Here is a 24,547-nt window from a genome sequence, read left to right as displayed (position 1 = left end):
ACTCGAAGCTTGTCCCCTCCGTTGGTCCCATGATAAGATGAGAAAAACCAAATCCAGGAAGGGAGGCTGGGAGATGTGCGGCTGTTGAACGACGACACGTTGCTAGAGACGTATTTCCGGGCGATCGATCTTCAGTTGGAACGAGAATTCATCCATCTGCTGAGAGAGGAAATCCATCGCCGAAAAATCAATATCTCGATCATTCAAGGCGATCGTACGATTTCTCGGCCGTAGCGAAAAGAATCCGGTCACGGACGGTTCTGCCATTCCCGGACGCGCATGGTGCTGCAGCGGCCGCAAGCCGGGCAACATACGTAATGGATGCATTCATGCAAAGCGAAGTCGTGAAAACCGTTCGTTAGCTTGAGCTCGTCGATGGGGCGATAAGGGGAGTAGGGGCCTTCGTAATCGCCGACGCGTCCCGAATCCGTCAGGGTCGTTCCGCATCGGGAACAAGCGGCCTCTATACATTGCAGACCGTTACACACCGGACATAAATAAGACACCGGGCATCCCTCCGCAGCCGGCGCCTTCCTGAACGGACGGCGCTCGGTTATCTACGGGGTAGGATGCCCGGCATTTTGACGAATATGTTTACAGCTTCATGTTGCTGCTGTGGCCCGGCGACAGCTTCGCCTCCGGGTCGAAGTAAACTTTGGCGTTGTTGACCGCGGTCGGCGCTTCGCCGAAGCCGACGGCGATCAGCTTGATCTTGCCGGGATACGTCGTGATGTCGCCTGCGGCGAAGATGCCCGGAATCGACGTTTCCATGCGGGAGTCGACCACGATGGAGCCGCCGTCGATCTCCAGTCCCCATTCCGCGATGGGGCCGATCGAGGAGATGAAGCCGAAGTTGACGATCACGGCATCGACATCCAGATCGTAGGTTTCGCCCGTTTTGACGTCCTTCAGCGTGACGCGTTCGATCCGGTCTTGACCGTGAAGGGCGGAGATTTCTTTGGGCGTCGCGATATTGACCCTGGAATTTTTGAGCTGTTCCACGCTGTGCTCGTGAGCGCGGAACTTGTCGCGCCGGTGAACCAGCGTCACTTCTTTTGCGATCGGCTCCAGCATCAGCGACCAGTCGACAGCCGAATCGCCGCCGCCGGAGATCAGCACGCGCTTGTCGCGGAACTGCTCCAGATTGTTCACGAAGTAGAACAGATTTTTCCCTTCGAACTGCGCCGCTTCCGGAAGCTCAAGGCGGCGGGGTTCGAATGCGCCGACGCCCGCCGTAATGATCACGGATTTGGCCAGATACTCGGCTTTGTCCGTTTTGATTTCAAACAGGCGCTCTTCCTTTTTCGTCAGCGTCTGAACTTTTTCGTTCAGGTGGATATCGACGGGGAAATGCTTCATCTGTTTCTCCAGGTTGTCGATCAGTTCCTGAGCGCGCACCTTCGGGAATCCGGCTACGTCGTAAATGTATTTCTCCGGGTACAGGGCAGCCAGCTGTCCGCCCAACTGCGGCATGCTTTCGAACAGAATGCAACTGGCCTGGCGCATGCCCGCGTAAAACGCGGCAAACATTCCAGCCGGGCCCGCTCCGATAATCGCGATGTCCGCGATTCCGTTTGATTGAACCGGTTCTGTCATCGTTCAAGCTCTCCTCCAAACCTATCCCTTGATTTAAGAATTCTCAATCTTTTCTCATTATAAACGGCCTGGCCCGGCATTAAAATATATTTGCTCCCTGCCGATGAACGAATCCTTTTATGAAGGGAATAAGTTTTGTTTTTTTGCCATAAATGAACCGGTCCGAACTGGAAATGGCGAACGCCGAACGCGAACCCCGAAGCTCCCCGCGATGTGTCCGCTTACATGCGCCGAATGCGAATTTGACAGCGTTTTTTGGAAGAAATGACGATTGCGGTGCTACTGGGAAAAGTGTATGATGGCTTAAGAAAAAAGAAGATTTTATGTGTTCGGACGATATTTCGCGTCGTTTTAACGTTAAAAGCGCCGGGTACACATTGCGCATCTTCTCCACAAACGGAAGGGATGGAACATGAGCCGTATTCCTCGTATTGTCATCTTGGGCGCCGGTTATGGCGGAATCGTCACAGCTCTGCGCCTGCAAAAAGAATTGAATTATAACGAAGCCGACGTGACGCTGGTGAACAAGCACGATTACCATTATATCACCACGCACTTGCATATGCCTGCGGCGGGAACGGACCATCCGGAGAACGCCCGGGTCGATATTTCCAAGCTGATCGACGAATTCAAGATCGACTTCGTCAAGTCGACGGTGATCGAGATTCGTCCGCAGGACCGGAAAGTCATCCTGGAGGACGGCACGCTCTCCTACGATTATCTGGTCGTCGGTCTCGGCGGCGAACCGGAGACGTTCGGCATCCCCGGACTGAAAGAATATGCGATGAACATCCGCAGCATCAACTCGGTGCGGCTGATCCGCGAGCATATCGAATACCAGTTCGCGCAGTTCAAACGGGATTCGTCCCGTCCGGAGCTGCTGACGTTTGTCGTCGGCGGCGCGGGCTTTACGGGCATCGAGTTCGTGGGCGAGCTGGCCGATCGCGTGCCGGAGCTGTGCCGGGAATTCGACGTCGATCCGAAGCTGGTCAAAATCTACAATATTGAAGCGGCTCCGACGGCGATGCCCGGTTTCGATCCGGAGCTGGTGCAATACGCGATCTCCGTTCTCGAGAAGAAAGGCGTCATCTTCAAGCTGGCGACGGCGATCAAGGAGTGCACTCCGGACGGCGTCGTTCTGGCGACGGGAGAAGAGATCAAATCGGGCACCGTCGTGTGGACGGGCGGCATCCGGGGCAACCGCCTGCTGGAGGAAGCCGGATTCGAAACGATGCGCGGGCGCATCAAGGTGGATAAGACGCTGCGCTCCACGCAGTTCGACAACGTGTTTGTGATCGGCGACTGCTCGCTGATCTTTAATGAAGAAGGCCGTCCGTATCCGCCGACCGCGCAAATCGCCATGCAGCAAGGCGTGACGTGCGCGCATAACCTGACGGCCGCGATCCGCGGTGAACCGATGAAGGAATTCAAGCCGCAGATCAAAGGCACGGTTGCTTCCCTGGGCAAAGGCGAGGCGATCGGGATCGTCGGCAAGTACAAGCTGAAGGGCGCTACGGCTGCGTTTATGAAAAAAATAATCGACATGCGGTATTTGTATATTATCGGCGGCATTCCGCTGGTGCTGCGCAAAGGCCGCTTATAAGGAACGGCGGGAGGCCGGCGGGGCGTCCCGCCGGTTTTTTCCGAATCGATCGGAAACGGAGGAATCGGCGATGCGCCATTGCAGCGTGCAGGTAAGAGGGCTTCTGACCCGCGACGAACTGGAGAGGTATAACGGTCTGATGGAGGTCGGCTCTTACCTGGAGGAGCAGGGCCGCCATGATCTGGCTTATATCGTGCAGAAGGAAGTGGACCGCCTCGTGCAGCCCGGCATCGAGCGGCTTAAGGAAAAAGGCCGCCAGCGCGACCGCGCCGACGAGGCGTACATGCGCGAACACGGCATGCTGGACGAGCCGGATGACGACGATGACGATTAATAACGGAAGCCGAGGGTTGGCGTCAACCACCGGCTTTTTTTGTTTCCGCGACGAAGTTGCGGACGGACGTTCAGGGATTCGCCGGTAATGTCCGGGCCGATACCCGCGCTGCGATCCGGCGAACGGCGTCGACGACGGCGTCGGGACGCGTCAACGGAAGCATGTGGCCGGTGCCGGGCAATTCGATCCATTCGGCGTCCGGAATCTCCCGATGCAGCCGCCGGGCTTGCAGATCGGGATGAAACGGGTCGGAATCGCCGATGACGACGGCGGCCGGCAGGCGAATCTCGCCGTAACGCGAACAGAGGGCATCGACGGCCGGCTCGAACGCCGCGACGTCTTCGCGGTTGGCGCGAAATTGGCCGAACCGCAGCCAAAGCGCCTTGGCGGACTCCGCGTACCCCGGGGGCACGGGATCGGGCGCGAACGTCGCCCGCAGCATCGGCTTCATGGCGAGACGGCCCAACGGGCGAAACAGGAGTGCAAACAGCAACCGGCCGAGGAACGGCACGCGAACCGCCCGGGCGATCGCGTAGTCCGCCTTGCCTGCGGGATACGCTTCGCCTCCGTAGGCGCCGGGAGCGAGCAGAACGAGACCGGACACGTCTGCGGGATAGGCCAGGGCGTATGCCAATACGAGCGCGCCGCTCCACGAATGTCCGACCAGTATCGGTTGTTCCGCCCCGATCTTGCGCAAAGCGCCGCGAAGCAGGCGGGCCTGGTCGGCCGGCGTAACCGTCCGGCCGCTCGGCCGTTCGCTGCGTCCGTAACCCGGGCGGTCGAAGGCGATGGCCCGGAAGCCGGGCGCCGCCAGTTCGAGCACGGCGGCGTAATCGCCAGACGACAGGATGCCGCCGTGCAAAAACACGACGGGTTGTCCGGCCCCCTGTTCGACATAATGAAGCCGCACGCCCTCGACTTCGACGAACCGACCGGCAGGCGAGGTTCCGGCGGCGTTATCAGCGTTGCGGAAGGAATCGTTCATGTTTATCGTCTCCTTTGTCGGCGAACGTTTTCTTGCGGTCCGTAAACCGGATGATACGCGAATCGCATACTGATGAGTATGCTGTTGCGATAAGAAAGGCCGCGAGCCCGCGTTCAGGCGTTCTCGGGCTTCAAGCCTTCCCACAGAATGCGGGACAACTGCGGCAGCAGACGATCGAACCGGACCCGGTCGGGATCGATGATCCAGGCCAGCGTCAGCCCATTGATGAGCGCCTGGAACAAGATTGAAAGCGCCTGCGGATCGGCGTTTCGGTCCAGCATGCCGCCGTCGCGCAGGGGCTTCAGGAACGCCTCGGTTCCGTCCAAGATGTTGCCGTAAGCTTTCCGAAGCTTCTCTTTTACAGCCGGTTCGCGGCTGGAAACGACAAATTCGAAGAACAGCAGCGGCTGGCTGCTTCCGGGTTCGCAGCACGCCATCGCCTCGGCCAGCAACCGGGTCAGCGCCTGCGCCGGGTCCGGCGATCCGACCGCTTCCCGCGTTCGGCCCGGCAAGGTCCGGAGCTGCGCGTTAAGCGTCCGCTCGCACAAGGCGAGAAACAGGTCGCTTTTGCCGGAGAAATGCCAGTAGACGGCCCCTTTCGTAAGTCCGGCCTCGGCCGCGACGTGATCCAGCGTCGCTCCGGCGTAACCCTGTTCCGCAAATACCCGGGCGGCCGCTTCGAGGATGCGCGTTCTCGTGTCGGCGAACGGCCGTCCGTTTTCCGTCTGCCATTGGGTTAGCTGTCTGCGCATGTCTTCTCGGCTCCCGAAATGCCGCCGCACCGCGGTCCAATGCACGCCGGCGGCTTTCGCGACGTCGGCGAACCGGATTTGGTCGGACGGACGTTGTTCGGCGAGTTCGTAAGCCGCTTCGATAATCCGCTCGCGTGTGTTCATGTTTCATCGCCTCGCCATACTGAATGATATACTATTCAAATACTAAGGGGTATGTGATTATCATCGCATCATGCCCCGGCCGCTGTCAATAGCTCCGCCAATCCCCGGAAAATCGAAAAGCGGGCCGAACGCCCGCCTTTTTCGTGCTTATGGAGTTTTTCAAACGGCAAGCATCCGTTTGATTTTGTCCTCGTCCAGCAGGTTGCCGACGTAGAAATCGCCGAATTCTCCGAATCGCGCGCTGACTTCGTCAAACCGCATTTCGTAGACGAGCTTTTTGAATTGAAGCGCGTCGTCGGCGAACAGCGTCACGCCCCACTCCCAATTGTCGAATCCGATGGAGCCGGTGATAATCTGGCGTACCTTGCCGTGGTAGCTCCGACCGATCATGCTGTGGCTGCGCATCATTGCGCGGCGCTCGTCGATCGGCAGCATGTACCAGTTGTCGCCTCCTTGACGGCGCTTGTTCATCGGATAGAAGCAGATGTGCTTGGTTTGCGGCAGCGTCGGCTTCAACCGGGCGACAATCTCCGGGTCCTGCATCGGATCGGACCCCGGTTTCGCCATATACGCGCTAAGCTCGACAACCGACACGTACGAATAGGTCGGGATCGTCACTTGGGCGAACAACGATTTGTTGAACGCCGTCTCCAGCTCGTTCAGCTCTTCCAGTGTCTCGCGCAGATGCATGAACATAAAGTCGGCTTTTTGGCCGACGATGGAATAAAAGGCGGTGCTGCCCTGCTTGTCCGCTTCGGCCCGGCGGTATTCGGCCAGCAGCGACAGCAGCTCTTCCGTCGCTTGGGCGCGGTCCGAGTCGGACAGGCTCGTCCAAGCGTTCCAGTCGATGCTGCGGAAGTCGTGCAGCGCGTACCAACCATCCAGCGTGCTAACCGCTTCACTCATGCGTATCTCTCCTCGTGTGCCTGTGGCTTGATCTACCTACATCCTACCATAACTTAAGCGGGGCGACCAAATCGCCGGAGCCGGAAACGGCAATTGTTCCGTTCAGATGTCACAAAATCTTGAACGGATGGCGAACGGAGCTTCGGTCCGTCCGGCTCCGGCCCGCCATTCGTTGACTTCGCGGCTGCGCTTTCGGTATCCTATGGGTATACATCCGCGCGGAGAAAGGAAGAATAGGCGTGATTCAGATCGCAATTGCGACGGTGCTGATATTCGTGCTTGTATTCGGCATCGGATTTATATTAAACATGCTGATGAAGACGACCTGGTTCCCGGTGTACCTGTACGTCGCGGCGGTTATCGGCATGTTTGTCTACTGGGCCTCGGGCTCGGGAACGCTCTGGTCGAATCTGGCCAAATACACGGTGGTCGATTATATTCCGTTTGTCGGCGGCATATTCGGAGCCGTGTTGAGCGGACAGACGATCCGAACGCTTCGGAAACAAGGATTCAAGATGTTTTGAACAGGCGATATACGAGCAAAAAAACCGAGCCCCGTCAGAATGGGCTCGTTTTTTTTGCGGCTAAAGCTTCTATCTGTTCCGAAAGCCGGATTTCCACAGGCGGTATCCTTTGCGGACGCCATTCAGGACGAACAGCGGCAGAGGGAGGGGGCGCTCGGCAAGCAGGGGCGCGTAGCATCGGTAGTACGCTTTCTTGAAATCGTCCCACATGAAGCAGTTTTTGGGGCGGAGGAAGTCCGAGACGTCGATCACCAGGCCCCGGCCCTCGTTCACCATCATGTTTTTGGGGTGAATGTCGCTGGGGAACAACCCCCGGGAACGGGCGTAATCGAGCGCTTCGTCGATGTCCCGGATCGCCTGCTCGGGCACGGGCAGGCCGCGGTGCAGGCAGTCGAAGACGGTGACTCCCTCCATCCGCTTGAGGATCAAATAGCGATCGCCCGCGCCGTAACATTCGGAATAAGCCGGATGACGGCCGAGCTTGCGGTACACTTCGCGTTCCTCGGCGGCGCCGTTGCGACCGGGGGCGTATATTTTCACCACTTGTCCGGGAGCCTCGGGGTGGCTGACGACCGCCGCGTAATTGCCTTTCCCGACAAGGAGCCAAGGTTCAGGCAGTGATCGGACTTCGATCGGGTCGTGCGGCCGGACGCTCTCGATCCGGAGTCCGGGCAGCAGTTCCCTCTCGACGAGGGCGATCAGGCGATCCATGCGACCATCTCTCCTTGCGGTTGTATTGGCTCCATTCATTATAGCGCAACCGGACGGAGGCTAACACCGGATTCAGGGAAGCGCGGCAGCGCCGTTTTGCCGGCCGTCCGGTGATCTTGTATGATAGAAAGACATAGAATCGGTCAAAGAGACGAGGTGACGGAGCGATGCCGTTGCAGAAGTCGGCCGGATGGGCGTTGGCCGCCGCAACCGCGGCTTGCGCGCTGCTGCTCGGCCTGCGGATGCTGGTTCTGGACCATGGGACGTACCGGTGGCTGATCTGGCCGAATCTGGCGTTGGCCTGGATTCCGTTGGCCGCGTCGTGGCTGGCTTGCCGGACGCTTGCCGGAGGCCGCAAACCGGGAGCCGCGACGTTCGCATGGGCAGCGGTGTGGCTGGCGTTTTACCCGAACGCATCCTATATCGCGACGGATCTGATCCATCTGGAATGGGCGAGCGGCAAGTCCACGCTGTACTATGACTTGTCGTTAAACATGCTGGCGGCGATGCTGGGGTGGACGCTTGGGGCGATCTCGCTGTGGGGGCTGCAGTTGGAGGTGGAGCGCCGGTTGGGGAAAGGGACGGGCGCCGTCTTCGCGGGGACTGCCATCGCGCTGGGCGCGATCGGCGTGTACCTGGGACGGGTGCTGCGCTGGAACAGTTGGGATCTCGTCTCGCGTCCCCATCGCATCGTCCGGGATGCGTGGACAGCGGTTCGCGACCCGGAAGCGTTGGCGTTTATCGGATCGTTTGCCCTGTTTACGGGAGCGATGTACGTTGTGTTTTACACGTTGGCGAATTCCCGGGCGAAGGGAAAGTCCTGAACCAAGCGGACTGTTCCCTTCGCCGGGGCGGCTTACAGATTCAGCCAGATGGCCAGCAGTATGGCGACGCCGGCGATTCCGCCCGCCACATACAGCAGGAGGAGACGAATCCAGTTCGCGCCGGTCTGCGCGTCGTATTGCGGGTTGCCCTCGCGGTTTTCGCGGGAACGGCCGACCTGGATCGTGGCGATAAGCCCGGTGGCAGCGATTACAGCCAGAAGGGCGATTAACCAATAAATCGGCATCGAGATGCACTCCTAACATGGCGAATGTCAGGAACGGCCGGAGTGAAGGCCGTCCTTATTACACGGATTATACACGGTTCGGAGCTTGGTTGGCGGTAAAGATCGGCGGCAAATTTGACGAATTGTTGAAGGATGCCCAATGCCGTCCATGATCTTCTTGCCCCAATTCGGTCAACTGTATGCTACAATGAAGGGTACTATGATTTTGTCGAACCGGTGAGGTAGGAACGCCATGAAGATGTCGAATTTGCACCATTTCACGGAGCATCACCGTTACTACGTCCGCCGGGAATTCGCGGTCAGCGGATTGGAAGAGCGGGTTCTGCTTGAGATGTACCAGCCGATGGTCGGCGGTTTCGCCGTCGCCTTGTATATGACGTTGTGCCGGCACGTGGCGGAGGACCGGATCGGGTATTCGGAGCTGGAGCAGCAGCGCAGGCTGTTCCGCACGCTGGACCTCGAACCGAACGAGCAGGGACGGCGGTTCCTGGCCGATCAGTTCTCGAAGCTGGAGGCGGTGGGGCTGATGTCGACCTATAGGCGTTATCTGGCGGCGACGGACGAATATGTGTACGGCTACGAGCTGCAGCCGCCGCTGGTCCCGACGGAATTTTTCCAGAACCAGCATTTGACCGTGCTGCTTCGCGACAAGATCGGCAAATACGCGCTGCTCTCGGTCCGGGACCGGTTTTTGGCCCCGATGCCGGAGGAACTTGCGGCCGCGGACGACGCCAACGAGGATATCTCGGTGCCGTTCTACGAGCTGTTCCGGCTGAATACCAAGGTGATCGATCTTGAGCTGGAGGAAGCGCTCGGCCAGACGGCGGCGTCCCGGCAGCCTTCGGCCGCGGAGATGCCGGCCAGCCGTTACCGCTACGGCCCGGACGACATACTTGCCCGGTTCCCCCGCGGATCGCGCAATCGGCCGTTCGTGGAGTATCTGAGGCATCGGCAGGATCAGCTTGCGGCGATCAATCACGCCACGCACAAGTATCGGCTGGAGCTCGGGGATTTATGCAGGCTGCTGGACGAAGACGGCTTATTCTCCGACGAGGGCGAGCTGGAGTTCGACCGTCTGCAATACCGGGCGAGCCTCATCTATCAGCAGGCGCGCAGGCGGGAGGACGATCAGGAACGGACGCGGGTGAAGCTGGCGGCGCGCACGGAAGGAACGGAAGACGGGTTGTCCGGAGAAGGCGACGAGGTAAAGCCGGAAAAGCCGGTGGAGATGGAATTTTACCTGGAGGTTCCGGCTATTTTCGCGGGCGAGTGCGATATTCACCAGTACAACATGATTCTGCGAAACGAGCCGTATACGCTGGTGCTTAAACGGTTTTTCCGCAAAGGCTCGGTGCCGGACCACGTGGAGAAGCTGTTCGAGAGAATCGACCTGAATTACAAGCTGAACGAGGAAGTCATCAATGTCCTGATTCACTACCTACATACCTTGAAGGGCGCTTCCTGGAGCAAAACCTACGTGGAGACGATTGTGACGGATTTGTTGGCGAAGGGGATCGATTCGTACGAGAAGGCGGTCGTCTATTTCCGCGACCAGCTCGCCCGGCGCAGCGGTGCGCCGGCGGGCACGAGGAGCGGGGCGGCGTCCAGACGGCGGACCGGCGCAGCGGAAGCGGCGTCCGGCAGCTCGCGCAAGCCCAAGCTGAAAATGTTCGAAGAGAACGGTCCGGCGCCCAAGCTGACCGAAGAAGAACGGCTGCGGCTGCGGCAGATCGCGCTTGAACGCGATGCCCGCAAGCGTCCGTAAATGATGAGGGAACGGAGGAGGAGCCAAGGTGGAATCGTTATCCGATCTGCTGCGAGGGATGCCCGGCAATTGGCGCAGCAAGGTTGAGGAACAGGCGAGGCGCGTGCTGGCCGACCCGGAAGTGGCGAAATTCACGGCCAAGCACCCCGAGCTGGGCGAAGCGATCCTGAAGCAAAATGTGCCGAAGCTGCACCAGTACGCTGTCGAATATAGGAATTGCACGGCGTGTCCCGGCCTCTCCGCGTGTCCGAACGATTTCCCCGGCCACTACACGAAGCTGACGGTCGGCATGACCGACAGCGGCGCGGTGCTGTATGACGCCAAGGTGCCGTGCAAAAAGCAGCTTGCCCATGAGCGCCAGGAGATGATCCGCAACAAAATCCGCAGCTTCCACGCCGATTACGCCGGACTGTCGGAGGAGTACTCGCTGGCCGAGATGATGGACCGCGACCCCGACCGCGAAGCCGCCGTGCACCGGATCGTGCAGTACATCGACCGCACGGAGAAGGAAGGCTTGCAGAAGAAAGGGCTGTATCTGGTCGGCAAGCTGGGCACGGGCAAGACGTATCTGGCCGGTTACGTGCTGCAGGAATTGGCCAAGTCGGGCTTCTCCGGAGCGATCGTCTACATGCCGGAGTTCGTCGAAGACTTGAAAAATATGATCGGCGACGGCGAACGGCTGGCCGAGACGCTGGAGGCGCTGAAAAATGCGGATCTGCTTGTGCTCGATGACATCGGGGCGGAAAATCTCAGCCCTTGGGTGCGCGACCATGTGCTGGGCTCCATCCTGAACTACCGGATGAACCGCAAACCGACGGTATTTACGTCCAATCATACGCTGGACGAGCTGGAGAAGCATTTCAGCTTTACGAGCCGGGACGGCGAAGAGGAGTACAAAGGCCAGCGGCTGATGGACCGCATCCGGCCTTACGTGGAAGTCGTCGAAGTGCTGGGGCGGAATATGCGGGGAGCTTGAACACGGGGAGCCGCCCGGACGGGGGAGCGATGCGGGAGCGGCTTCTTCGAATCTGAAAAAAACAGGCCCCCGTCCTTGCCGGACCGGCAGCCTGCCGCTGAATTCTTATTGCGTCATGATTTCGATAACCGTAAAAATCACGGCGATCAGGAGGAAAAAGCCGAACGTAACGATAAAGCCCATGCCGACGTCGATCAAGTCGTTGCGAGGTTCTTCGTTAACGTGTTCCTCGGGATGATAAGCCTTTGCTTCGCTCATGAGTCTAACCCCCAACGCGCATACGCATTAATACCGTTAGTATACCCAACATGTTCGGTTTATGTAAAGCCGAGGAAATGACAATTTTTCAACAATACGCTTCCGGTTTCGGTTCGTTATGAAATACGGGCAGGTTGTGGTATACTCTAAAAGAAAAAATAAGTGGAGGAGAGACGACAATGGCTATCGCGCAAGTGACGGACCAATCGTTTAAATCCGAAGTCGAAACCAGCGGTACGGTTCTTGTCGATTTTTGGGCCCCGTGGTGCGGACCCTGCAAAATGATCGCTCCGGTTCTGGAGGAGCTGGATCAAGAAATCGGCGGTCAAGTTAAAATCGCCAAAGTCAACGTGGACGAAAATCCGGAGTCCGCAGGCCGCTTCGGCGTGATGAGCATTCCGACGCTGATCCTGTTCAAGGACGGCCAGCCGGTTGACAAAGTTGTAGGCTTCCAATCGAAGGACGCCCTCAAAAACGTCATCAACCGCCATCTGTAATTGAAGACGGCTTGCACGAAACCGTCACTCTTCGGAGTGGCGGTTTTTTTGCGGCCAAAAACGGCATATAAAAAGCCGGTTTTTGCTCGGAGCGAGCGCCGGCCAGCGCATTCCCAATGGTTATGGGAAGTAAAAAATGGTTAAAAAGGGTAATATAAAGGGAAGTCGTACAACGACAGTTATACGACATTGGAACAGATTTTTTCCTGATCATGTTAAATTGTAGGTTAAAAGGTCTTGATGTTCAACACATTTTGATTATTTTTGCCATGTTTTTATTTGGGTCGAAGGGCTGAAGCGTCATAAATCGATAAAATCCAACAGGACTTCCTCCACGAAATCGGGAGCGGCTTTTTTGATTTGATCGACGGTATGCAAATACCGCTGGGTTGTGTTGATGTGCGTATGGCCCAGGTTTTCCTGCACTTGCTGAAGGGTTGCTCCAGTCAGCAAAGCAAGCGTCGCGCTGGTGTGCCGCAGCCAATGCGGCGTCGGTTTTTTTGTGAGGATGGACTCGCCGGCTTTGCCGATAATCCGCTCGACCTGCCGGACCGAGATGGGGAAGACAAGCCCGTTTTTTAATGGAACGCCGTCCGTTCCCGCTTCCGAGCGGTACTCCTCGTACAATCGCCACAGGTGTCCGGGAACCTTGATGCTTCGCGCTTTGCCGCCTTTTCCCCGCTCCACCGTCAACCATACGGACGTATCTGTCAGATCCCGATGGAAATGCTCCCAACGCATCGCAACCAGTTCCGATACGCGGAGCCCCAACGTAACCAGAGAAAGTCCGATCAAGAAGTTTCGACGGTTTTGCAGCCTTAACCTTTTGAGCAGTCTTCCGACTTCGTCTTTCGTCAAATAATGCTTGGAACTCGTTACCGGCACGCTTGGCGTTCGCACGGAAGAGGTCGGATTCCGGCTGAACAGTCCGATGTTCCCGTCGCTTCCCCATTTGAACAGCGATTTCAACGGGGCGATGATCGCCGATACGCTGGCGGCCGACAACGGCTTGCCGGAATAGCTGGCATATCCCCGGATCAGCCCCAGCTTGAAGGCCTCGATGTCTTTCCAAGTCACGTCTCTTAACGGTTTATTCGGAATGAAGCTTCGAAACAGCGTGATTGCGCGTCTGTAGCTTTTGACGGTGTTGTCCGACAGTCCGCTGACTGCCAAAAACATCTCCACAATTTGATCGTCCTCGATATGATCTCCCTGCTGTACGGGTTCCGCGTGTTGCCTTCCCGCCAAAACCGCCATCGCTGGATAGTCGCTCATAGGCCGTTTCCCCTTTCATCCAATGTCGTATAACTGTCGTTGTACGACTCGAGCGGAATCGCCACCGACAAACTCTATCCGATAACTATTATCGGTAAGACAGGGGTCTGGGAAAAGTTCTCATCTAGGAGGTTGCTATGAATTCTGGGTTGACGGTCGTCGGATCGCCGGTTCGGAAGGTTCGTCCAAGCTCGGATGTGCCCGGATGGAAGAACATGCTGAAGAACAAGCACGCTCCGACCTACACGCACTGCATTCGGGTGGCCAAGCTCGCGCACATGCTCGGAACCGCCATGAGGCTGACGGAAAAAGAACTGGCCCAGCTCGGGACAGGGTGTTGCTTGCACGACATCGGAAAGCTCATGATTCCCAATTCGATCCTGAACAGCTCGAAGCCGATGACCGACCGGGAGTGGCGCCTGATGAAGCTTCACCCGGAGATCGGCTCGGACATATTGGAGAGGACGACCTCCGTCGATCGGGAGGTTATCGAAATTGTCAGGCACCACCACGAACGGTGGGACGGCACAGGGTATCCCGCAGGTCTGAAGGGCGCGGACATCCCGCTGTTCGCCCGCATTTGCTCCGTCGTCGACGCCTTTGACAGCATGATCTCGGAACGGCCTTACCGCAAGCGCCGGACGATAGAAGAAGCCGTCACGGAGCTGATCGCTCACGGGGGAACGCAGTTCGACACGGCGATCGTCCTCCAATTCGAAGCCATCGTCAAGGATGTGCAGTATTTATATCCGATCAAGATTCAGGCGAACGAATCCTCGCGGACACGGCACGAAGAGAGGGCGGACACTCAAGGGTGATCGGCCCGGTTCGTTTCTTCCGTGCGGCCCCGTCCGTTGCGACCCGCTTGTTCCCATTGGAACGGCGGGATTTCTTTTTTATAATAAAGAGAATAAAGGGATGGAGGAGAGGGGGACAGGACGTTGGCTAATGAGATCATCCGCCACAAGCTGGCGCTGCTGCCGGACAAACCGGGCTGTTACCTGATGAAAAACGCGGACGGCGCCATCATCTACGTCGGCAAGGCGAAGGTGCTCAAAAACCGCGTCCGGTCGTATTTTACCGGCAGCCATAACGTCAAGACGCAGAAGATGGTCGGCGAGATTGCCGATTTCGAATATATCGTCACGAAAAACAATATGGAGGCGCTGATCCTCGAATGCAACCTGATCAAGCAGCATATGCCGCGCTACAACGTGCTGCTGAAGGACGATAAAACGTTCCCGTATATCAAAATTACGAACGAGCGTCATCCGAGGCTGGAGGTGACGCGCCGGGTCGTGAAGGACAAGGCGAAATATTTCGGCCCTTACCCGAACGGCTACGCGGCCCAGCAGACGAAGAAGCTGCTCGACCGGCTGTATCCGCTGCGCAAGTGCAGAACGATCCCGGACAAGGTCTGTTTGTATTACCACATCGGCCAATGCGTCGCTCCGTGCGAATTCGAAGTTTCTCCCGATGAATACGAGCGCATGATCGCGGAAATCTCGCGGTTTTTGAACGGCGGCGCCGGCGCGATCAAGGAAGAGCTGACCGCCCGAATGATGGAGGCGGCGGAGGCGCTTGAGTTCGAGAAAGCGAAGGAGCTGCGCGATCAGATTCATCAGATCGACCTGCTGATGGACAAACAGGCGATTACGACCGCCGACGTGACGGACCGGGACGTATTCGGCTACGCGGTCGACAAGGGCTGGATGTGCGTCCAGATCCTCTATATGCGCCAAGGCAAAATGATCGAGCGCCACGCGACGTCGTTTCCCTTCTACGGCGAAGAGGCGGAGGATTTCCTGACGTTTGTCTCGCAATATTACAGCGAGAACCCGGCTCTGCCGAGGGAAATTCTGCTGCCGGAGCTTGGCGAAGGAGGCGAGGACGCGGCCGAAGGGCTGCAGCAGTGGCTCGGGACGAAGGTGCTGACGCCGCGGCGCGGGGCCAAAAAATCGATGGTCGCCATGGCGGTCGAGAACGCCCGGCAGGCGTTGGAGGAGAAGTTCCGGCTTATCGAGCGCGACGAGCAGCGGACCGTGCAGGCTTCGGCCAATCTCGGCGAACTGCTGGGCATCGGCCCGATCCGCCGGATCGAAGCGTTCGACAACTCCAATATTCAAGGGACCAGTCCGGTGTCGGCGATGGTCGTGTTCGTCGACGGCAAGCCGAGCAAAAAGGAGTACCGCAAATACAAGCTGCGCACCGTGCAGGGACCGGACGATTACGAATCGATGCGGGAGGTCATCCGCCGGAGGTACGAGCGCGTGCTGAAGGAAGGGCTCGAGCTGCCCGATCTGATCGTGGTCGACGGCGGACGCGGGCAAATCTCCGCGGCGATCGACGTGCTGGAGAACGAGCTTGGCTTGTTCGTCCCGGTCTGCGGCCTCGTGAAGGACGCGAAGCACCGGACCGCCCAACTGATGACGGGCGATCCGCCGGAGCCGGTGCCGCTCGCGCGCGACAGCCAGGAATTTTATCTGTTGCAGCGCATTCAGGACGAGGTGCACCGGTTCGCCGTCACGTTCCACCGCCAGACGCGCGGCAAATCGATGACGATGTCGCGGCTTGACGCGATCCCCGGCATCGGCGAGAAACGGCGCAAGCTGCTGCTGAAGCATTTCGGCTCGATCGCCCGCATGAGGGAAGCGTCCATCGACGAGTACCGCGAGATCGGCATCGGCGACAAGCTGGCGAAGCAAATTCTCCTCGCGCTGCGCGAGGAGGAGGCGAAGTCCGACGGGGGCGCGGAGATGCCCGCGCAGGTCGCCGAAGGTGCGGCGCCGTACGGGGCTTCGGCCGGAGGCCGGGCGGAATCGTGAGGGAAGCTAAAACGGCTTCGCCGTCCTGGGAAATCCCAGGGCGGCGAAGCCGTTTTGTCTTGGAATGCGTCATGCCGGCGGATTCGGCATGGCGGGAGGAGTCGGAGCGCCCCGTCCGGAACGCCGCTTCGTCCAGGCGGACATGGCCAGCGCAACCAGAAACGGCGAAGCGGCAAATACGGCGGCGGAGGCGATATGGATCGGCGAAGGCTCGATCGTGATCAGCTCGACCGCCGTCATGAGGCTGTTGGCGGCGGCGTGCGCGAACACGACCGTCCAGAAGCCGTACCGCAGGTAAGCGAAGCCGAACAGCAATCCGAACAGGGTGACCTCCCAGATTCGCGTATAGAACGGGTAAAGCGGGTAAGCGGCGTGTCCGATCGACCAGACGAAGCTGGTCAGGATGACGGCCGCCCATTTGCTGCGGGTAATCCGGTATACGATGCTGATGCCGAACAGCCGGAAGATTGCTTCCTCCTGAAACGCCGCGATCCAGGCCACAACCGGATAAAGCCATATGAACCGCAGGTTGAGGGAGGACGTCTGCGGATCGTTGATGCTCCACATGCCGAAGTAGGATTCCGCCACGAAGAACATGAAGGCCTGAACGCCGATCATAAACAAGGCGATCTTGTACCCGCGCTTCATCGCGGTTATCGTTTCTTCTGCGAAGCGCGGCGAGCGGGGATGCGTCCAGAGATTCCAGCCGACCTGGCGGGTCATCTCTTCGCCCGCGACGAAGATAAAGTACAAGCCGACGATCAGCAGCAGCTCGATACTCATCGTAAACGCCGTCTCGATCCATTCGACGATGTCCGGGTAGAAGACGTCGCCCTTCATCGCCAGCAGCACGGGCGACATGTTCCAGTGGTGCAGAAGCGTCAGGATGCCGACGACGATCGAAAGCGCCGCTCCTCTCGTGAACGAGGCCTGCTTGCGGTTGATGATCGCCAAGATCAACGCCGTCAGGCAAAACGCCAGCAGCAGGCCGTAAAAGGCAAGCGACAGCATCGCCGATATACCGTCCTGCCGCTCCTGCCAGTCGCGATGGTGCAGCGGAGGCTCGAAGCCTTCCCGGTATCCGACGATTTGCCCATCGTGAATGTACACGGTGCGGACCAGCTCCGCCTCCCCGACGACGGCGGACGTTTCCGTGAACCGGTACGCTTTCCGCGGTGAGAACGCCCCGAGGTCCGGTTCGAGCGCCGATTGCGGGGTGCGAACGTGCAGCTCGGACGTATCCGGATTGATGCCCTTGGCGCGCAAATACTCGCGGGCGAGCTTCTCCTCGGTCTGGCGGTCTTCCTGAGCGTTGCCGCTCGTTTCTTTCACCCAGCCGATCACCTTCGGTTCAAACAGGCTGACGTAGACGTAATAGCGGAAACGATCCGATTCAAATTCGGCTTTGTAGTATTCGAGCGGGTACCGGTCGGCATAATGTCCGGCGTATTCGCTTTCCAAGCCGTACCGGACGAGATATCCGTTCATGTGTTTGTTCGTGTCGTACGCGATCTGGGCCGCCGCCGCGTTCGCTTCCCCGGGCGATTCGAGTTCGGCGACAAATTCCCGCGCCTTGTCCAGCGCGGCGTCCTTCCCGATGCGGTCGTGGACGGACGGAAGCTCGGCCGCGTCGCCGGAGGGTCCCAACGGCATAAACGTCAGAACGCCGTACAGGATGACGCCGACGACGGCGAGCAACGTAAGCGACAACTTTTTCGGGGATGAGGTCGAGGTCATGGGCACGACTCCTTTTATCAATGGCAAGGGAAAGGATTCCATCCCTTACCGTATCATACGCAAAGCGAAGTTGCCAATAGAAGCGATAGCCTTACCATTCCCTCGATTTCACGACTTATCACCCGCTAAAATCGCTTACAGTCCGCTTAGTCCTGCGATTACGGCGAAAATCCGCGTTCCACGGCGTTTGTCCCCGAAACGCCGCTGACTTATAATCGTAGTCATATTGCGAATCGAATAACAAGCCGAATTTCTGTTTGAAAACGGGGGAACCATGTTAATGGAAGTCTATCGATTTCCAGCCGGGGTGAATTTCGCGCAAACGCCGCGAATAGGGGGCCTGTCGACCCGAATCCGTCAGCTAACCTCGTAGGCTTTAATGTCAGGAGACCGCTACCGTTAACGGCATTGGGTATCCAGTGCCGTTTTGTGTTTATGACGCGTGTATCGGCGGTTGTACGCCGGGAGGAATTATCCGATGAGCACGTCATCGCGATTGCGCAAGTTTCAATGGACGCCGCCGAGAATTCTCGTGCTGGGCTTCGCCGTTATCATCTGGATCGGCGCGCTGCTGCTGACGCTGCCCGTCTCATCGAGCTCCGGCGAACGACTGCCCCTGCTCGACGCTTTGTTTACGGCCACCTCCGCCACTTGCGTGACGGGACTTGTCGTCGTGGATACGGGGACCTACTTCTCTGTATTCGGCCAAGCGGTGCTGGCCGTGCTCATCCAGGTCGGCGGCCTCGGCTTCATGACGATGACCACGCTGTTCGCGCTGCTGCTCAAAAAGCGGATCACGCTCAAGGAGCGGCTGATCCTGCAGGAAGCGATGAATCAGGGCAGTATGGAAGGCATCGTCCGGCTGATCCGCAAGGTCGCGATCTATTCGCTGACGATCGAGGGGATCGGCGCGCTGCTGTTCGCGATCCGGTGGTCGTTCGACATGGAGCCGGGGCGGGCCGTCTACTTCGGCGTGTGGCATGCGATCTCGATGTTCAACAACGCCGGCTTCGACTTGTTCGGCGAGTTCCGCAGTCTGACGCTATATGCGGACGACCCGGTCGTCAATCTGGTCGCGATGGGACTGATCGTCTCCGGCGGCCTCGGCTTCGCGGTTTTGTCCGATCTCGCCGAGTTTCCGAAGCGGCGCAGGCTGAGCTTGCATTCCAAGGCCGTCCTGAGCATGACCGGATTCCTTATCGCCGTCGGGGCGGTCGTCATCTTCGCGCTCGAATATTCGAACGGCAAGACGCTCGGCAGCCTGGACGTGTCGGGCAAATTCTGGGCTTCGCTGTTCCAGTCGGTGACGCCGCGGACGGCCGGCGCCAATACGATCGACATCGCGGGATTGAGCCAGGCGACGCAATTTTTTATCGTGCTGCTGATGTTTATCGGCGCCTCCCCGGGATCGACCGGCGGCGGGATCAAGACGACGACATTTACCGTGCTGATCGGGGCCATGCTGGCGATGATCCGGGGCAAGGAAGATGTGGTGCTGTTCCGGCACCGGCTGGCCGGGGAGCGCATCTACAAGGCGATCACGCTGACGATGTTCGCGTTGCTGCTGGTCGTCGTCATGACGATGGCGCTGTCGACGACGGAGGATCATCACTTTCTGATGATTTTGTTCGAGGTCACGTCCGCGTTCGGAACGGTTGGGCTTTCGATGGGGCTGACGCCGGATTTGACGGACATCGGCAAAATCTTGATCTCGCTGACGATGTTCGCCGGACGGCTCGGACCGGTGACGCTCGCGTACGCCCTTCGGCCGAAGCCGGATAAGGAGCTGTACCGGTATCCGGAGGGCAGAATCACGATCGGATAAACGATTGGCGATTGCGGAAGAAGGGGTTCATATGCGGCCTGCAAAAAAATCGATAAGGCTATCGCCTTCCCAGGTGCTTGTGCTGGGCATGCTCGCGGTCATCTGGACGGGCGCGTTCCTGCTGTCTTTGCCGATCTCCTCGCAGGAGGGAACGAGGCTGCCGCTGATCGACGCCTTGTTCATGGCGACGTCGGCCGCTTGCGTCACGGGTTTGGTCACCGTGGATACGGGCACGTATTTCTCGATATTCGGCCAAATCGTGCTGATGATCCTGATGCAGATCGGCGGTCTCGGCTTCATGACGATGTCCACGCTGTTCGCTCTGATGCTTCGCAAGCGCATCTCGCTGAGGGACCGGCTCGTGTTGCAGCAGGCGCTCAACCAGAACGACATGTCCGGTCTGGTCCGGCTCGTCCGCAAGATTATTCTGTACTCGTTCGTCATCGAGACGGTCGGCGCCCTGCTGCTCGCCATTCGCTGGTCGTTCGACATGTCCGTCGGCCGCGCGGTTTATTTCGGCATCTTCCATTCCGTCTCGATCTTCAACAACGCCGGCTTCGACCTGTTCGGAGAATTCCGCAGCTTCACGCTGCATGTGAACGACCCGATCGTCAATCTGGTCGGCATCACGCTGACGATTCTCGGCGGCATCGGGTTTATCGTCATGGCCGATCTCATCGAATGGCCCGAGCGCAAGCAGTTGTCGCTTCATTCCAAAGTGGTGCTGACGACGTCGGCCTTCCTGATCGCGGCGGGCACCGTTGTGGTGTTTGTGTTCGAGTTTACGAACAGCAGCACGCTCCAGCCGCTGAGCTGGTCCGGCAAAATACTGGCCTCTCTCTACCAGGGAGTCACCCCGCGTTCGGGCGGAACGGCGACGCTCGATATCGCCAGCATGCGCCAGGCGACGCAATTTTTCATCGTGATCCTGATGTTTATCGGCGCGGCTCCGGGTTCAACGGGCGGGGGCATCAAGGTGACGACGTTTGCGGTGCTGATCGGCGCGATGGTGGCGATGCTGCGGGGCAAGGAGGATATCGTCATGTTCCGCAACCGGCTGGCCAAGGACCGCATTCACAAGGCGATCACGCTCACGCTGTTCGGCATCGGCACGGTCGCGATCATCACGATGCTGCTGTCGGCGTTGGAGGACCGGCATTTTCTGATGATCTTGTTCGAGGTCACCTCCGCGTTCGCCACGTGCGGCCTCTCGATGGGCCTGACGCCCGGGCTGTCGGAGCTGGGCAAGGTGATCATCACCGTGACGATGTTCGTCGGGCGGCTCGGTCCCGTGACGTTGGCATTCGCCTTGCAGCCGAAGCCCGAGAAGGAGCTGTACCGATACCCTGAAGGCCAAATTACAATCGGATGATCTCCCCGAGCGGGTTCGATCATCCCACAGGAGATAAAGATCAACGATGAAAAACAAGCAATACGCTGTGATCGGTCTGGGCCGATTCGGCTCCAGTCTCGCGAAAGAATTGGTTCGCCTGGATTTCGAGGTGCTTGGCATCGACATCGACGAAGAAGTCGTGCAGGAGATGCAGGACAAGCTGACCCATACGGTGGTCGCCGACTGTACGGAGGAAGAAGTGCTGCGGTCGCTGGGCATCCGCAATTTCGACTGCGTCATCGTGGCGATCGGCGACGATATCCAATCGAGCATCATGACCGCCTTAATATTGAAGGATCTCGGCGTGAAGCAGGTCGTGGCCAAAGCGCTGAACGAGCTTCACGGCAAGGTGCTGGAGCGGATCGGCGTCGACCGGGTCATTTATCCGGAGCGGGATATGGGGATTCGAGTGGCGCATCAGCTCGTGTCGCCGAATCTGCTGGATTATATCGAGCTGTCCAAAGATTACACGGTTGCGGAGCTGTCCGTCTCGAAGCGGATTTCCGGCCGGACGCTGCGGGATCTCGATCCCCGGCGCAAGCACGGATGCAGCGTCGTGGCGATCAACAAGCACAGCGGCGTCATCATCGCGCCGATGGCGGAAGACCGCGTCGATGTCGGCGACGTCATGGTCGTGATCGGCACCAACGAACAGATCGACTCCTTCGAAGAAGAAGTGAACCGGTAGGCGGCGGAGGATCGGCATCGGAAAGGGAACAGGGCAAAACGTATGCATGCGACGACCAATCATCAGATTTACGGGCAAGCGGAAGCGTTTATCCGGACTTGTTACCGCGAATTGGGCAAGACGGAGGCGGAGGCGGATCGTCGGCTGAGGCAGATAGGCGAGGAGATCGCGCGGACCGGGACCTATGCGCATACGGCGGAGGAATTAACGCACGGCGCGCGGATGGCTTGGCGCAACAGCAACCGCTGCATCGGCCGGCTGTTTTGGCAGACGCTCGAAGTGTTCGACGCCCGCGGCGCGCGGACGGCGGACGACATGGCGCAGGCGTTGTTCGACCACCTCGCCTACGCGACCAACGGCGGACGCATCCGCCCGGCGATCACCGTATTCGCGCCGGCGAGCGGCGGGGGAGGCGGAGCTTCCGCGGGACCGCGGATCTGGAATCACCAGTTGATCCGTTACGCGGGTTACAGAGGCGCGGACGGCCGCGTGATCGGCGACCCCGCCTCCTTGGCGTTGACGGAGGTGTGCATGCGGCTTGGCTGGCGCGGCGCGGGCGGCCCGTTCGACGTGCTTCCGCTTGTCCTGCAGCCCGCCGGGGTAAAGCCGGTTCTGTTCGACATTCCGAAGGAACTGGTTCTGGAGGTCAAGCTGACGCATCCGACGTTGTCCTCGTTCGAAGAGCTCGGACTGCGATGGTACGCCGTTCCCTGCGTGTCGGACAAGCGGCTGGAAATTGGCGGCGTGTCGTATCCCGCGGCTCCGTTTAACGGTTGGTATATGGGAACGGAGATCGGGGCGCGCAACCTGGCCGACGAGTACCGGTACGACATGCTTCCGGACGTGGCGAAGCTTTTGGGACTGGATACGTCCACAAATGTGTCGCTGTGGAAGGATCGCGCGCTCGTCGAACTGAATGTCGCGGTTCTCCACTCCTACAGAACCGCGGGCGTCAGCATCGTCGACCACCATACGGCGGCGGAGCAGTTTCGCCGCTTCGAGGAGCAGGAATGCGCAGCGGGGCGAAAGCTGACGGGAGACTGGACCTGGCTGATCCCGCCGATGTCGCCGGCGACGACGCATATGTGGAACAAAAGCTACGATCCCGCGATCGTGCCTCCGAATTTCTACGATCAGGAGAACGTCTGCTAATGCGATGCCCCTTTGGACTGATTTACGGGGCCAGGCGGGACGAGAAGCGCGCCTGAACCCGGCCGATCCATTCGAGCGTTTCGGCCGCCAGCGAAGTGTTGCGCAGGAAGATCAGCGAAGTCGTGCGGGTCGTCAGCTTCAGCTCCGGCACTTCCAGCATCTCCAGGCCGTTGTAGTCCAGCAGCACTTCGCGCATGTAGGAGCGGGGCAGCAGCGTCGCCAGGCCGCATGTCGCCGCCATCCTCACGGTCGCCTCGAAGGAATCGATCTCCATCCGCAGATCGGGCGCGATGCCGTACCTTTCGAGCAATTCGTCGACCAGCACTCTGTACCACGCGCCGCGGGAGAACAGGATCATCGGCAGGCCGTCGAGCCATTGGATGTTGGGAGCCGGCGCGGGTCCCGAGGCCAGCAGCGGATGCCCGGCGGGCAGCACCAGGCACAGATGGTCGTCGAACAGCGGCACGCATTGCAGATCGGGCGATTCGAGCGAAGAAGCGATCAGGCCCAGATCGACCTTCTTGTCGCGGACCATCGCCACGATTTCGTGCGTCTTGCCCGTCAGGGCTTTGATGTCCGCGTGCGGGAATTCCCGCGTGTACATCGTGACGAGATCGGGAAGCGTGGACTGCAGGGTGGTCAGACTGGCCCCGATCGTCAGGCTGAGCGAAGCGCCGTTGCGATAGTCGTTCAGATTTCGCTGGAATTTATGGTTGAGCCGGCGGAGCTCGATCGCGTGATCGTAGCACATCCGGCCGGCTGCGGTCAGTTCGAGCCGCTTGCCTTTGCGCTCGAACAGCGTTACCCCGAGATGTTCCTCCAGTTTGCTGAGCCGTCTCGACAGAGCCGGCTGAGACAAATTCAGCACCTGGGACGCCTTGTTCAAGCTGTTATGCTCGACGGCGGCCACCAGCACGTCCAAATCCTCTACCTGCATGGACGTCATCCCCCTCTGTGATGTGCGGCTTCCGAACGGTTGCGCCGATTCATGGCGCAGGCACGGTGTCCCGCATTCGTTCGTCCGCCTGTTCCATCGTTCATATGCACAATGTGCATAAAGAGATATGTCAAATCGACACTTCCATTATAAGCGAAACAAGGTTAGGATGAATAGTGTCACAAATCGTCCACATTCCGGCTGATCTTCCGTCCTTCGGGCAAAACTAATCGCGGACAGCCGAGGATCGGGAAAGGCTGGACGCCTGTCGAACGCTCCCGATTTGCCGCCGAGAAAGCGGTTGACGGTCAATTTTGGCAGGGGTACAATGGATGGTGGCTTTTCACAGGCACGTAAACAAATAGGGAGCCATTCCTGTAATGAATGAATTCGAGGTTTGAATGAAAAAAGTACCTTCTGTATACTGGGGAACGTTCCGACCAAAGAACAAATCCCAGCGCAGGAGGCACTCTACAATGAAGTATAAACACGCCAGGAAACAGAATCAACGAATTCAACAAATTACCGAATCAACTCTTGTTGTCGGGGCCGACATTGCCAAGAAAACACATGTCGCCAGAGCCGTCGATTTCCG

General features: G+C 58.8%; 24 protein-coding genes and 1 riboswitch. Of the genes, 14 read left to right on the top strand and 10 right to left on the bottom strand.

Annotation, left to right across the window (positions count from 1 at the left end; genetic code table 11):
• The first annotated feature begins 75 nt into the window (after window positions 1-75).
• A complete protein-coding gene (gene sda / locus FE781_RS02945; protein WP_138788149.1) occupies window positions 76-234 on the top strand; it encodes a sporulation histidine kinase inhibitor Sda in 159 nt (52 codons plus the stop codon).
• Between the two features lie 360 nt (window positions 235-594).
• Here the strand turns inward: sda and FE781_RS02935 are convergent, their stop codons facing one another.
• On the bottom strand, window positions 595-1,596 hold the full coding sequence (locus tag FE781_RS02935; protein WP_138788147.1) for an NAD(P)/FAD-dependent oxidoreductase: 1,002 nt from the start codon (window positions 1,594-1,596) through the stop codon (window positions 595-597).
• Between the two features lie 412 nt (window positions 1,597-2,008).
• On the opposite strand from FE781_RS02935, the gene FE781_RS02930 reads away from it, so the two are divergent.
• Together FE781_RS02930 and FE781_RS02925 are read left to right on the top strand one after the other, a co-directional pair.
• Complete coding sequence (locus tag FE781_RS02930) at window positions 2,009-3,199, top strand: NAD(P)/FAD-dependent oxidoreductase (RefSeq protein WP_138788146.1); 1,191 nt, start codon at window positions 2,009-2,011, stop codon at window positions 3,197-3,199.
• Between the two features lie 70 nt (window positions 3,200-3,269).
• On the top strand, window positions 3,270-3,533 hold the full coding sequence (locus FE781_RS02925) for a hypothetical protein (protein WP_138788145.1): 264 nt from the start codon (window positions 3,270-3,272) through the stop codon (window positions 3,531-3,533).
• Between the two features lie 70 nt (window positions 3,534-3,603).
• On the opposite strand, the gene FE781_RS02920 is transcribed toward FE781_RS02925, so the two are convergent.
• From FE781_RS02920 to hemQ, 3 genes are all read right to left on the bottom strand, one after another.
• Entirely contained in the window at window positions 3,604-4,518 is a 915-nt protein-coding gene (locus tag FE781_RS02920; RefSeq protein ID WP_138788144.1) for an alpha/beta fold hydrolase, read from the bottom strand.
• 113 nt (window positions 4,519-4,631) lie between these two features.
• Complete coding sequence (locus FE781_RS02915; protein ID WP_138788143.1) at window positions 4,632-5,414, bottom strand: TetR/AcrR family transcriptional regulator; 783 nt, start codon at window positions 5,412-5,414, stop codon at window positions 4,632-4,634.
• A gap of 159 nt (window positions 5,415-5,573) precedes the next feature.
• Window positions 5,574-6,320: a hydrogen peroxide-dependent heme synthase gene (gene hemQ / locus FE781_RS02910; RefSeq protein ID WP_138788142.1), complete on the bottom strand. Its 747-nt coding sequence runs from the start codon at window positions 6,318-6,320 to the stop codon at window positions 5,574-5,576.
• Between the two features lie 239 nt (window positions 6,321-6,559).
• Here hemQ and FE781_RS02905 point away from each other — a divergent pair, with 239 nt between their 5' ends.
• Window positions 6,560-6,844, top strand: coding sequence for a YuiB family protein (locus tag FE781_RS02905; protein WP_138788141.1), 285 nt, complete (start codon window positions 6,560-6,562; stop codon window positions 6,842-6,844).
• Between the two features lie 69 nt (window positions 6,845-6,913).
• Here FE781_RS02905 and FE781_RS02900 read toward each other — a convergent pair whose 3' ends face one another.
• Window positions 6,914-7,555, bottom strand: a complete 642-nt coding sequence (locus FE781_RS02900; RefSeq protein WP_138788140.1) for a protein kinase family protein — start codon at window positions 7,553-7,555, stop codon at window positions 6,914-6,916.
• A 167-nt stretch (window positions 7,556-7,722) separates the two neighbouring features.
• On the opposite strand from FE781_RS02900, the gene FE781_RS02895 reads away from it, so the two are divergent.
• Window positions 7,723-8,379, top strand: coding sequence for a DUF1361 domain-containing protein (locus tag FE781_RS02895; protein WP_138788139.1), 657 nt, complete (start codon window positions 7,723-7,725; stop codon window positions 8,377-8,379).
• Between the two features lie 32 nt (window positions 8,380-8,411).
• On the opposite strand, the gene FE781_RS02890 is transcribed toward FE781_RS02895, so the two are convergent.
• Window positions 8,412-8,624, bottom strand: a complete 213-nt coding sequence (locus FE781_RS02890) for a hypothetical protein (protein WP_138788138.1) — start codon at window positions 8,622-8,624, stop codon at window positions 8,412-8,414.
• A 232-nt stretch (window positions 8,625-8,856) separates the two neighbouring features.
• Here FE781_RS02890 and FE781_RS02885 point away from each other — a divergent pair, with 232 nt between their 5' ends.
• On the top strand, window positions 8,857-10,389 hold the full coding sequence (locus FE781_RS02885; protein ID WP_138788137.1) for a replication initiation and membrane attachment family protein: 1,533 nt from the start codon (window positions 8,857-8,859) through the stop codon (window positions 10,387-10,389).
• A 28-nt stretch (window positions 10,390-10,417) separates the two neighbouring features.
• Window positions 10,418-11,365, top strand: coding sequence for a primosomal protein DnaI (gene dnaI / locus FE781_RS02880; RefSeq protein ID WP_138788136.1), 948 nt, complete (start codon window positions 10,418-10,420; stop codon window positions 11,363-11,365).
• Between the two features lie 105 nt (window positions 11,366-11,470).
• Here dnaI and FE781_RS02875 read toward each other — a convergent pair whose 3' ends face one another.
• Window positions 11,471-11,623 (bottom strand): YqzM family protein, encoded by a 153-nt coding sequence (locus FE781_RS02875; RefSeq protein ID WP_138788135.1) that lies wholly within the window; start codon window positions 11,621-11,623, stop codon window positions 11,471-11,473.
• 179 nt (window positions 11,624-11,802) lie between these two features.
• Here FE781_RS02875 and trxA point away from each other — a divergent pair, with 179 nt between their 5' ends.
• Window positions 11,803-12,120 (top strand): thioredoxin, encoded by a 318-nt coding sequence (gene trxA, locus FE781_RS02870; RefSeq protein WP_138788134.1) that lies wholly within the window; start codon window positions 11,803-11,805, stop codon window positions 12,118-12,120.
• A 300-nt stretch (window positions 12,121-12,420) separates the two neighbouring features.
• On the opposite strand, the gene FE781_RS02865 is transcribed toward trxA, so the two are convergent.
• On the bottom strand, window positions 12,421-13,395 hold the full coding sequence (locus FE781_RS02865) for a tyrosine-type recombinase/integrase (protein ID WP_246068011.1): 975 nt from the start codon (window positions 13,393-13,395) through the stop codon (window positions 12,421-12,423).
• Between the two features lie 137 nt (window positions 13,396-13,532).
• Between FE781_RS02865 and FE781_RS02860 the strand changes: the two genes are divergently transcribed.
• The gene (locus FE781_RS02860; RefSeq protein WP_138788133.1) at window positions 13,533-14,213 is read left to right on the top strand and encodes an HD-GYP domain-containing protein; all 681 of its coding nucleotides are present in this window, start codon (window positions 13,533-13,535) and stop codon (window positions 14,211-14,213) included.
• A gap of 123 nt (window positions 14,214-14,336) precedes the next feature.
• A complete protein-coding gene (uvrC, locus tag FE781_RS02855) occupies window positions 14,337-16,220 on the top strand; it encodes an excinuclease ABC subunit UvrC (protein WP_138788132.1) in 1,884 nt (627 codons plus the stop codon).
• A gap of 69 nt (window positions 16,221-16,289) precedes the next feature.
• On the opposite strand, the gene FE781_RS02850 is transcribed toward uvrC, so the two are convergent.
• A complete protein-coding gene (locus tag FE781_RS02850) occupies window positions 16,290-17,957 on the bottom strand; it encodes a CPBP family intramembrane glutamic endopeptidase (RefSeq protein WP_170209401.1) in 1,668 nt (555 codons plus the stop codon).
• Window positions 17,958-18,190: 233 nt separating this feature from the next.
• A riboswitch (cyclic di-AMP (ydaO/yuaA leader) is annotated at window positions 18,191-18,348 on the top strand.
• Between the two features lie 87 nt (window positions 18,349-18,435).
• Between FE781_RS02850 and FE781_RS02845 the strand changes: the two genes are divergently transcribed.
• Genes FE781_RS02845 through FE781_RS02830 form a run of 4 tightly spaced genes read left to right on the top strand, consistent with a single transcriptional unit; the run spans window position 18,436 to window position 23,015 of the window.
• Window positions 18,436-19,782 (top strand): TrkH family potassium uptake protein, encoded by a 1,347-nt coding sequence (locus FE781_RS02845; protein WP_138788130.1) that lies wholly within the window; start codon window positions 18,436-18,438, stop codon window positions 19,780-19,782.
• A 31-nt stretch (window positions 19,783-19,813) separates the two neighbouring features.
• Window positions 19,814-21,154 carry a TrkH family potassium uptake protein gene (locus FE781_RS02840; RefSeq protein WP_138788129.1) on the top strand — a complete coding sequence of 447 codons (1,341 nt, stop codon included), beginning with the start codon at window positions 19,814-19,816 and terminating at the stop codon, window positions 21,152-21,154.
• 46 nt (window positions 21,155-21,200) lie between these two features.
• Window positions 21,201-21,863, top strand: coding sequence for a potassium channel family protein (locus FE781_RS02835; protein ID WP_138788128.1), 663 nt, complete (start codon window positions 21,201-21,203; stop codon window positions 21,861-21,863).
• 42 nt (window positions 21,864-21,905) lie between these two features.
• Window positions 21,906-23,015 (top strand): nitric oxide synthase oxygenase, encoded by a 1,110-nt coding sequence (locus FE781_RS02830; protein WP_138788127.1) that lies wholly within the window; start codon window positions 21,906-21,908, stop codon window positions 23,013-23,015.
• Between the two features lie 22 nt (window positions 23,016-23,037).
• Here FE781_RS02830 and FE781_RS02825 read toward each other — a convergent pair whose 3' ends face one another.
• Window positions 23,038-23,952 (bottom strand): LysR family transcriptional regulator, encoded by a 915-nt coding sequence (locus FE781_RS02825; RefSeq protein WP_138788126.1) that lies wholly within the window; start codon window positions 23,950-23,952, stop codon window positions 23,038-23,040.
• Window positions 23,953-24,547: the final 595 nt, after the last annotated feature.

This window comes from Paenibacillus thermoaerophilus (assembly GCF_005938195.1).
Lineage (GTDB): Bacteria > Bacillota > Bacilli > Paenibacillales > Reconciliibacillaceae > Paenibacillus_W > Paenibacillus_W thermoaerophilus.
Note: the sequence above shows the minus strand (reverse complement) of the source record. Positions and strands in the feature narration are given on the sequence as shown.

What these genes read in the sequence shown, in the direction of transcription:
- FE781_RS02935 (WP_138788147.1), bottom strand. Translation starts at nt 1,596, where the DNA reads ATGACAGAACCGGTTCAATCAAACGGAATCGCGGACATCGCGATTATC.
- FE781_RS02930 (WP_138788146.1), top strand. Translation starts at nt 2,009, where the DNA reads ATGAGCCGTATTCCTCGTATTGTCATCTTGGGCGCCGGTTATGGCGGA.
- FE781_RS02925 (WP_138788145.1), top strand. Translation starts at nt 3,270, where the DNA reads ATGCGCCATTGCAGCGTGCAGGTAAGAGGGCTTCTGACCCGCGACGAA.
- FE781_RS02920 (WP_138788144.1), bottom strand. Translation starts at nt 4,518, where the DNA reads ATGAACGATTCCTTCCGCAACGCTGATAACGCCGCCGGAACCTCGCCT.
- FE781_RS02915 (WP_138788143.1), bottom strand. Translation starts at nt 5,414, where the DNA reads ATGAACACACGCGAGCGGATTATCGAAGCGGCTTACGAACTCGCCGAA.
- hemQ (WP_138788142.1), bottom strand. Translation starts at nt 6,320, where the DNA reads ATGAGTGAAGCGGTTAGCACGCTGGATGGTTGGTACGCGCTGCACGAC.
- FE781_RS02900 (WP_138788140.1), bottom strand. Translation starts at nt 7,555, where the DNA reads ATGGATCGCCTGATCGCCCTCGTCGAGAGGGAACTGCTGCCCGGACTC.
- FE781_RS02895 (WP_138788139.1), top strand. Translation starts at nt 7,723, where the DNA reads ATGCCGTTGCAGAAGTCGGCCGGATGGGCGTTGGCCGCCGCAACCGCG.
- FE781_RS02890 (WP_138788138.1), bottom strand. Translation starts at nt 8,624, where the DNA reads ATGCCGATTTATTGGTTAATCGCCCTTCTGGCTGTAATCGCTGCCACC.
- FE781_RS02885 (WP_138788137.1), top strand. Translation starts at nt 8,857, where the DNA reads ATGAAGATGTCGAATTTGCACCATTTCACGGAGCATCACCGTTACTAC.
- FE781_RS02875 (WP_138788135.1), bottom strand. Translation starts at nt 11,623, where the DNA reads ATGAGCGAAGCAAAGGCTTATCATCCCGAGGAACACGTTAACGAAGAA.
- trxA (WP_138788134.1), top strand. Translation starts at nt 11,803, where the DNA reads ATGGCTATCGCGCAAGTGACGGACCAATCGTTTAAATCCGAAGTCGAA.
- FE781_RS02865 (WP_246068011.1), bottom strand. Translation starts at nt 13,395, where the DNA reads ATGAGCGACTATCCAGCGATGGCGGTTTTGGCGGGAAGGCAACACGCG.
- FE781_RS02860 (WP_138788133.1), top strand. Translation starts at nt 13,533, where the DNA reads ATGAATTCTGGGTTGACGGTCGTCGGATCGCCGGTTCGGAAGGTTCGT.
- FE781_RS02850 (WP_170209401.1), bottom strand. Translation starts at nt 17,957, where the DNA reads ATGACCTCGACCTCATCCCCGAAAAAGTTGTCGCTTACGTTGCTCGCC.
- FE781_RS02845 (WP_138788130.1), top strand. Translation starts at nt 18,436, where the DNA reads ATGAGCACGTCATCGCGATTGCGCAAGTTTCAATGGACGCCGCCGAGA.
- FE781_RS02840 (WP_138788129.1), top strand. Translation starts at nt 19,814, where the DNA reads ATGCGGCCTGCAAAAAAATCGATAAGGCTATCGCCTTCCCAGGTGCTT.
- FE781_RS02835 (WP_138788128.1), top strand. Translation starts at nt 21,201, where the DNA reads ATGAAAAACAAGCAATACGCTGTGATCGGTCTGGGCCGATTCGGCTCC.
- FE781_RS02830 (WP_138788127.1), top strand. Translation starts at nt 21,906, where the DNA reads ATGCATGCGACGACCAATCATCAGATTTACGGGCAAGCGGAAGCGTTT.
- FE781_RS02825 (WP_138788126.1), bottom strand. Translation starts at nt 23,952, where the DNA reads ATGCAGGTAGAGGATTTGGACGTGCTGGTGGCCGCCGTCGAGCATAAC.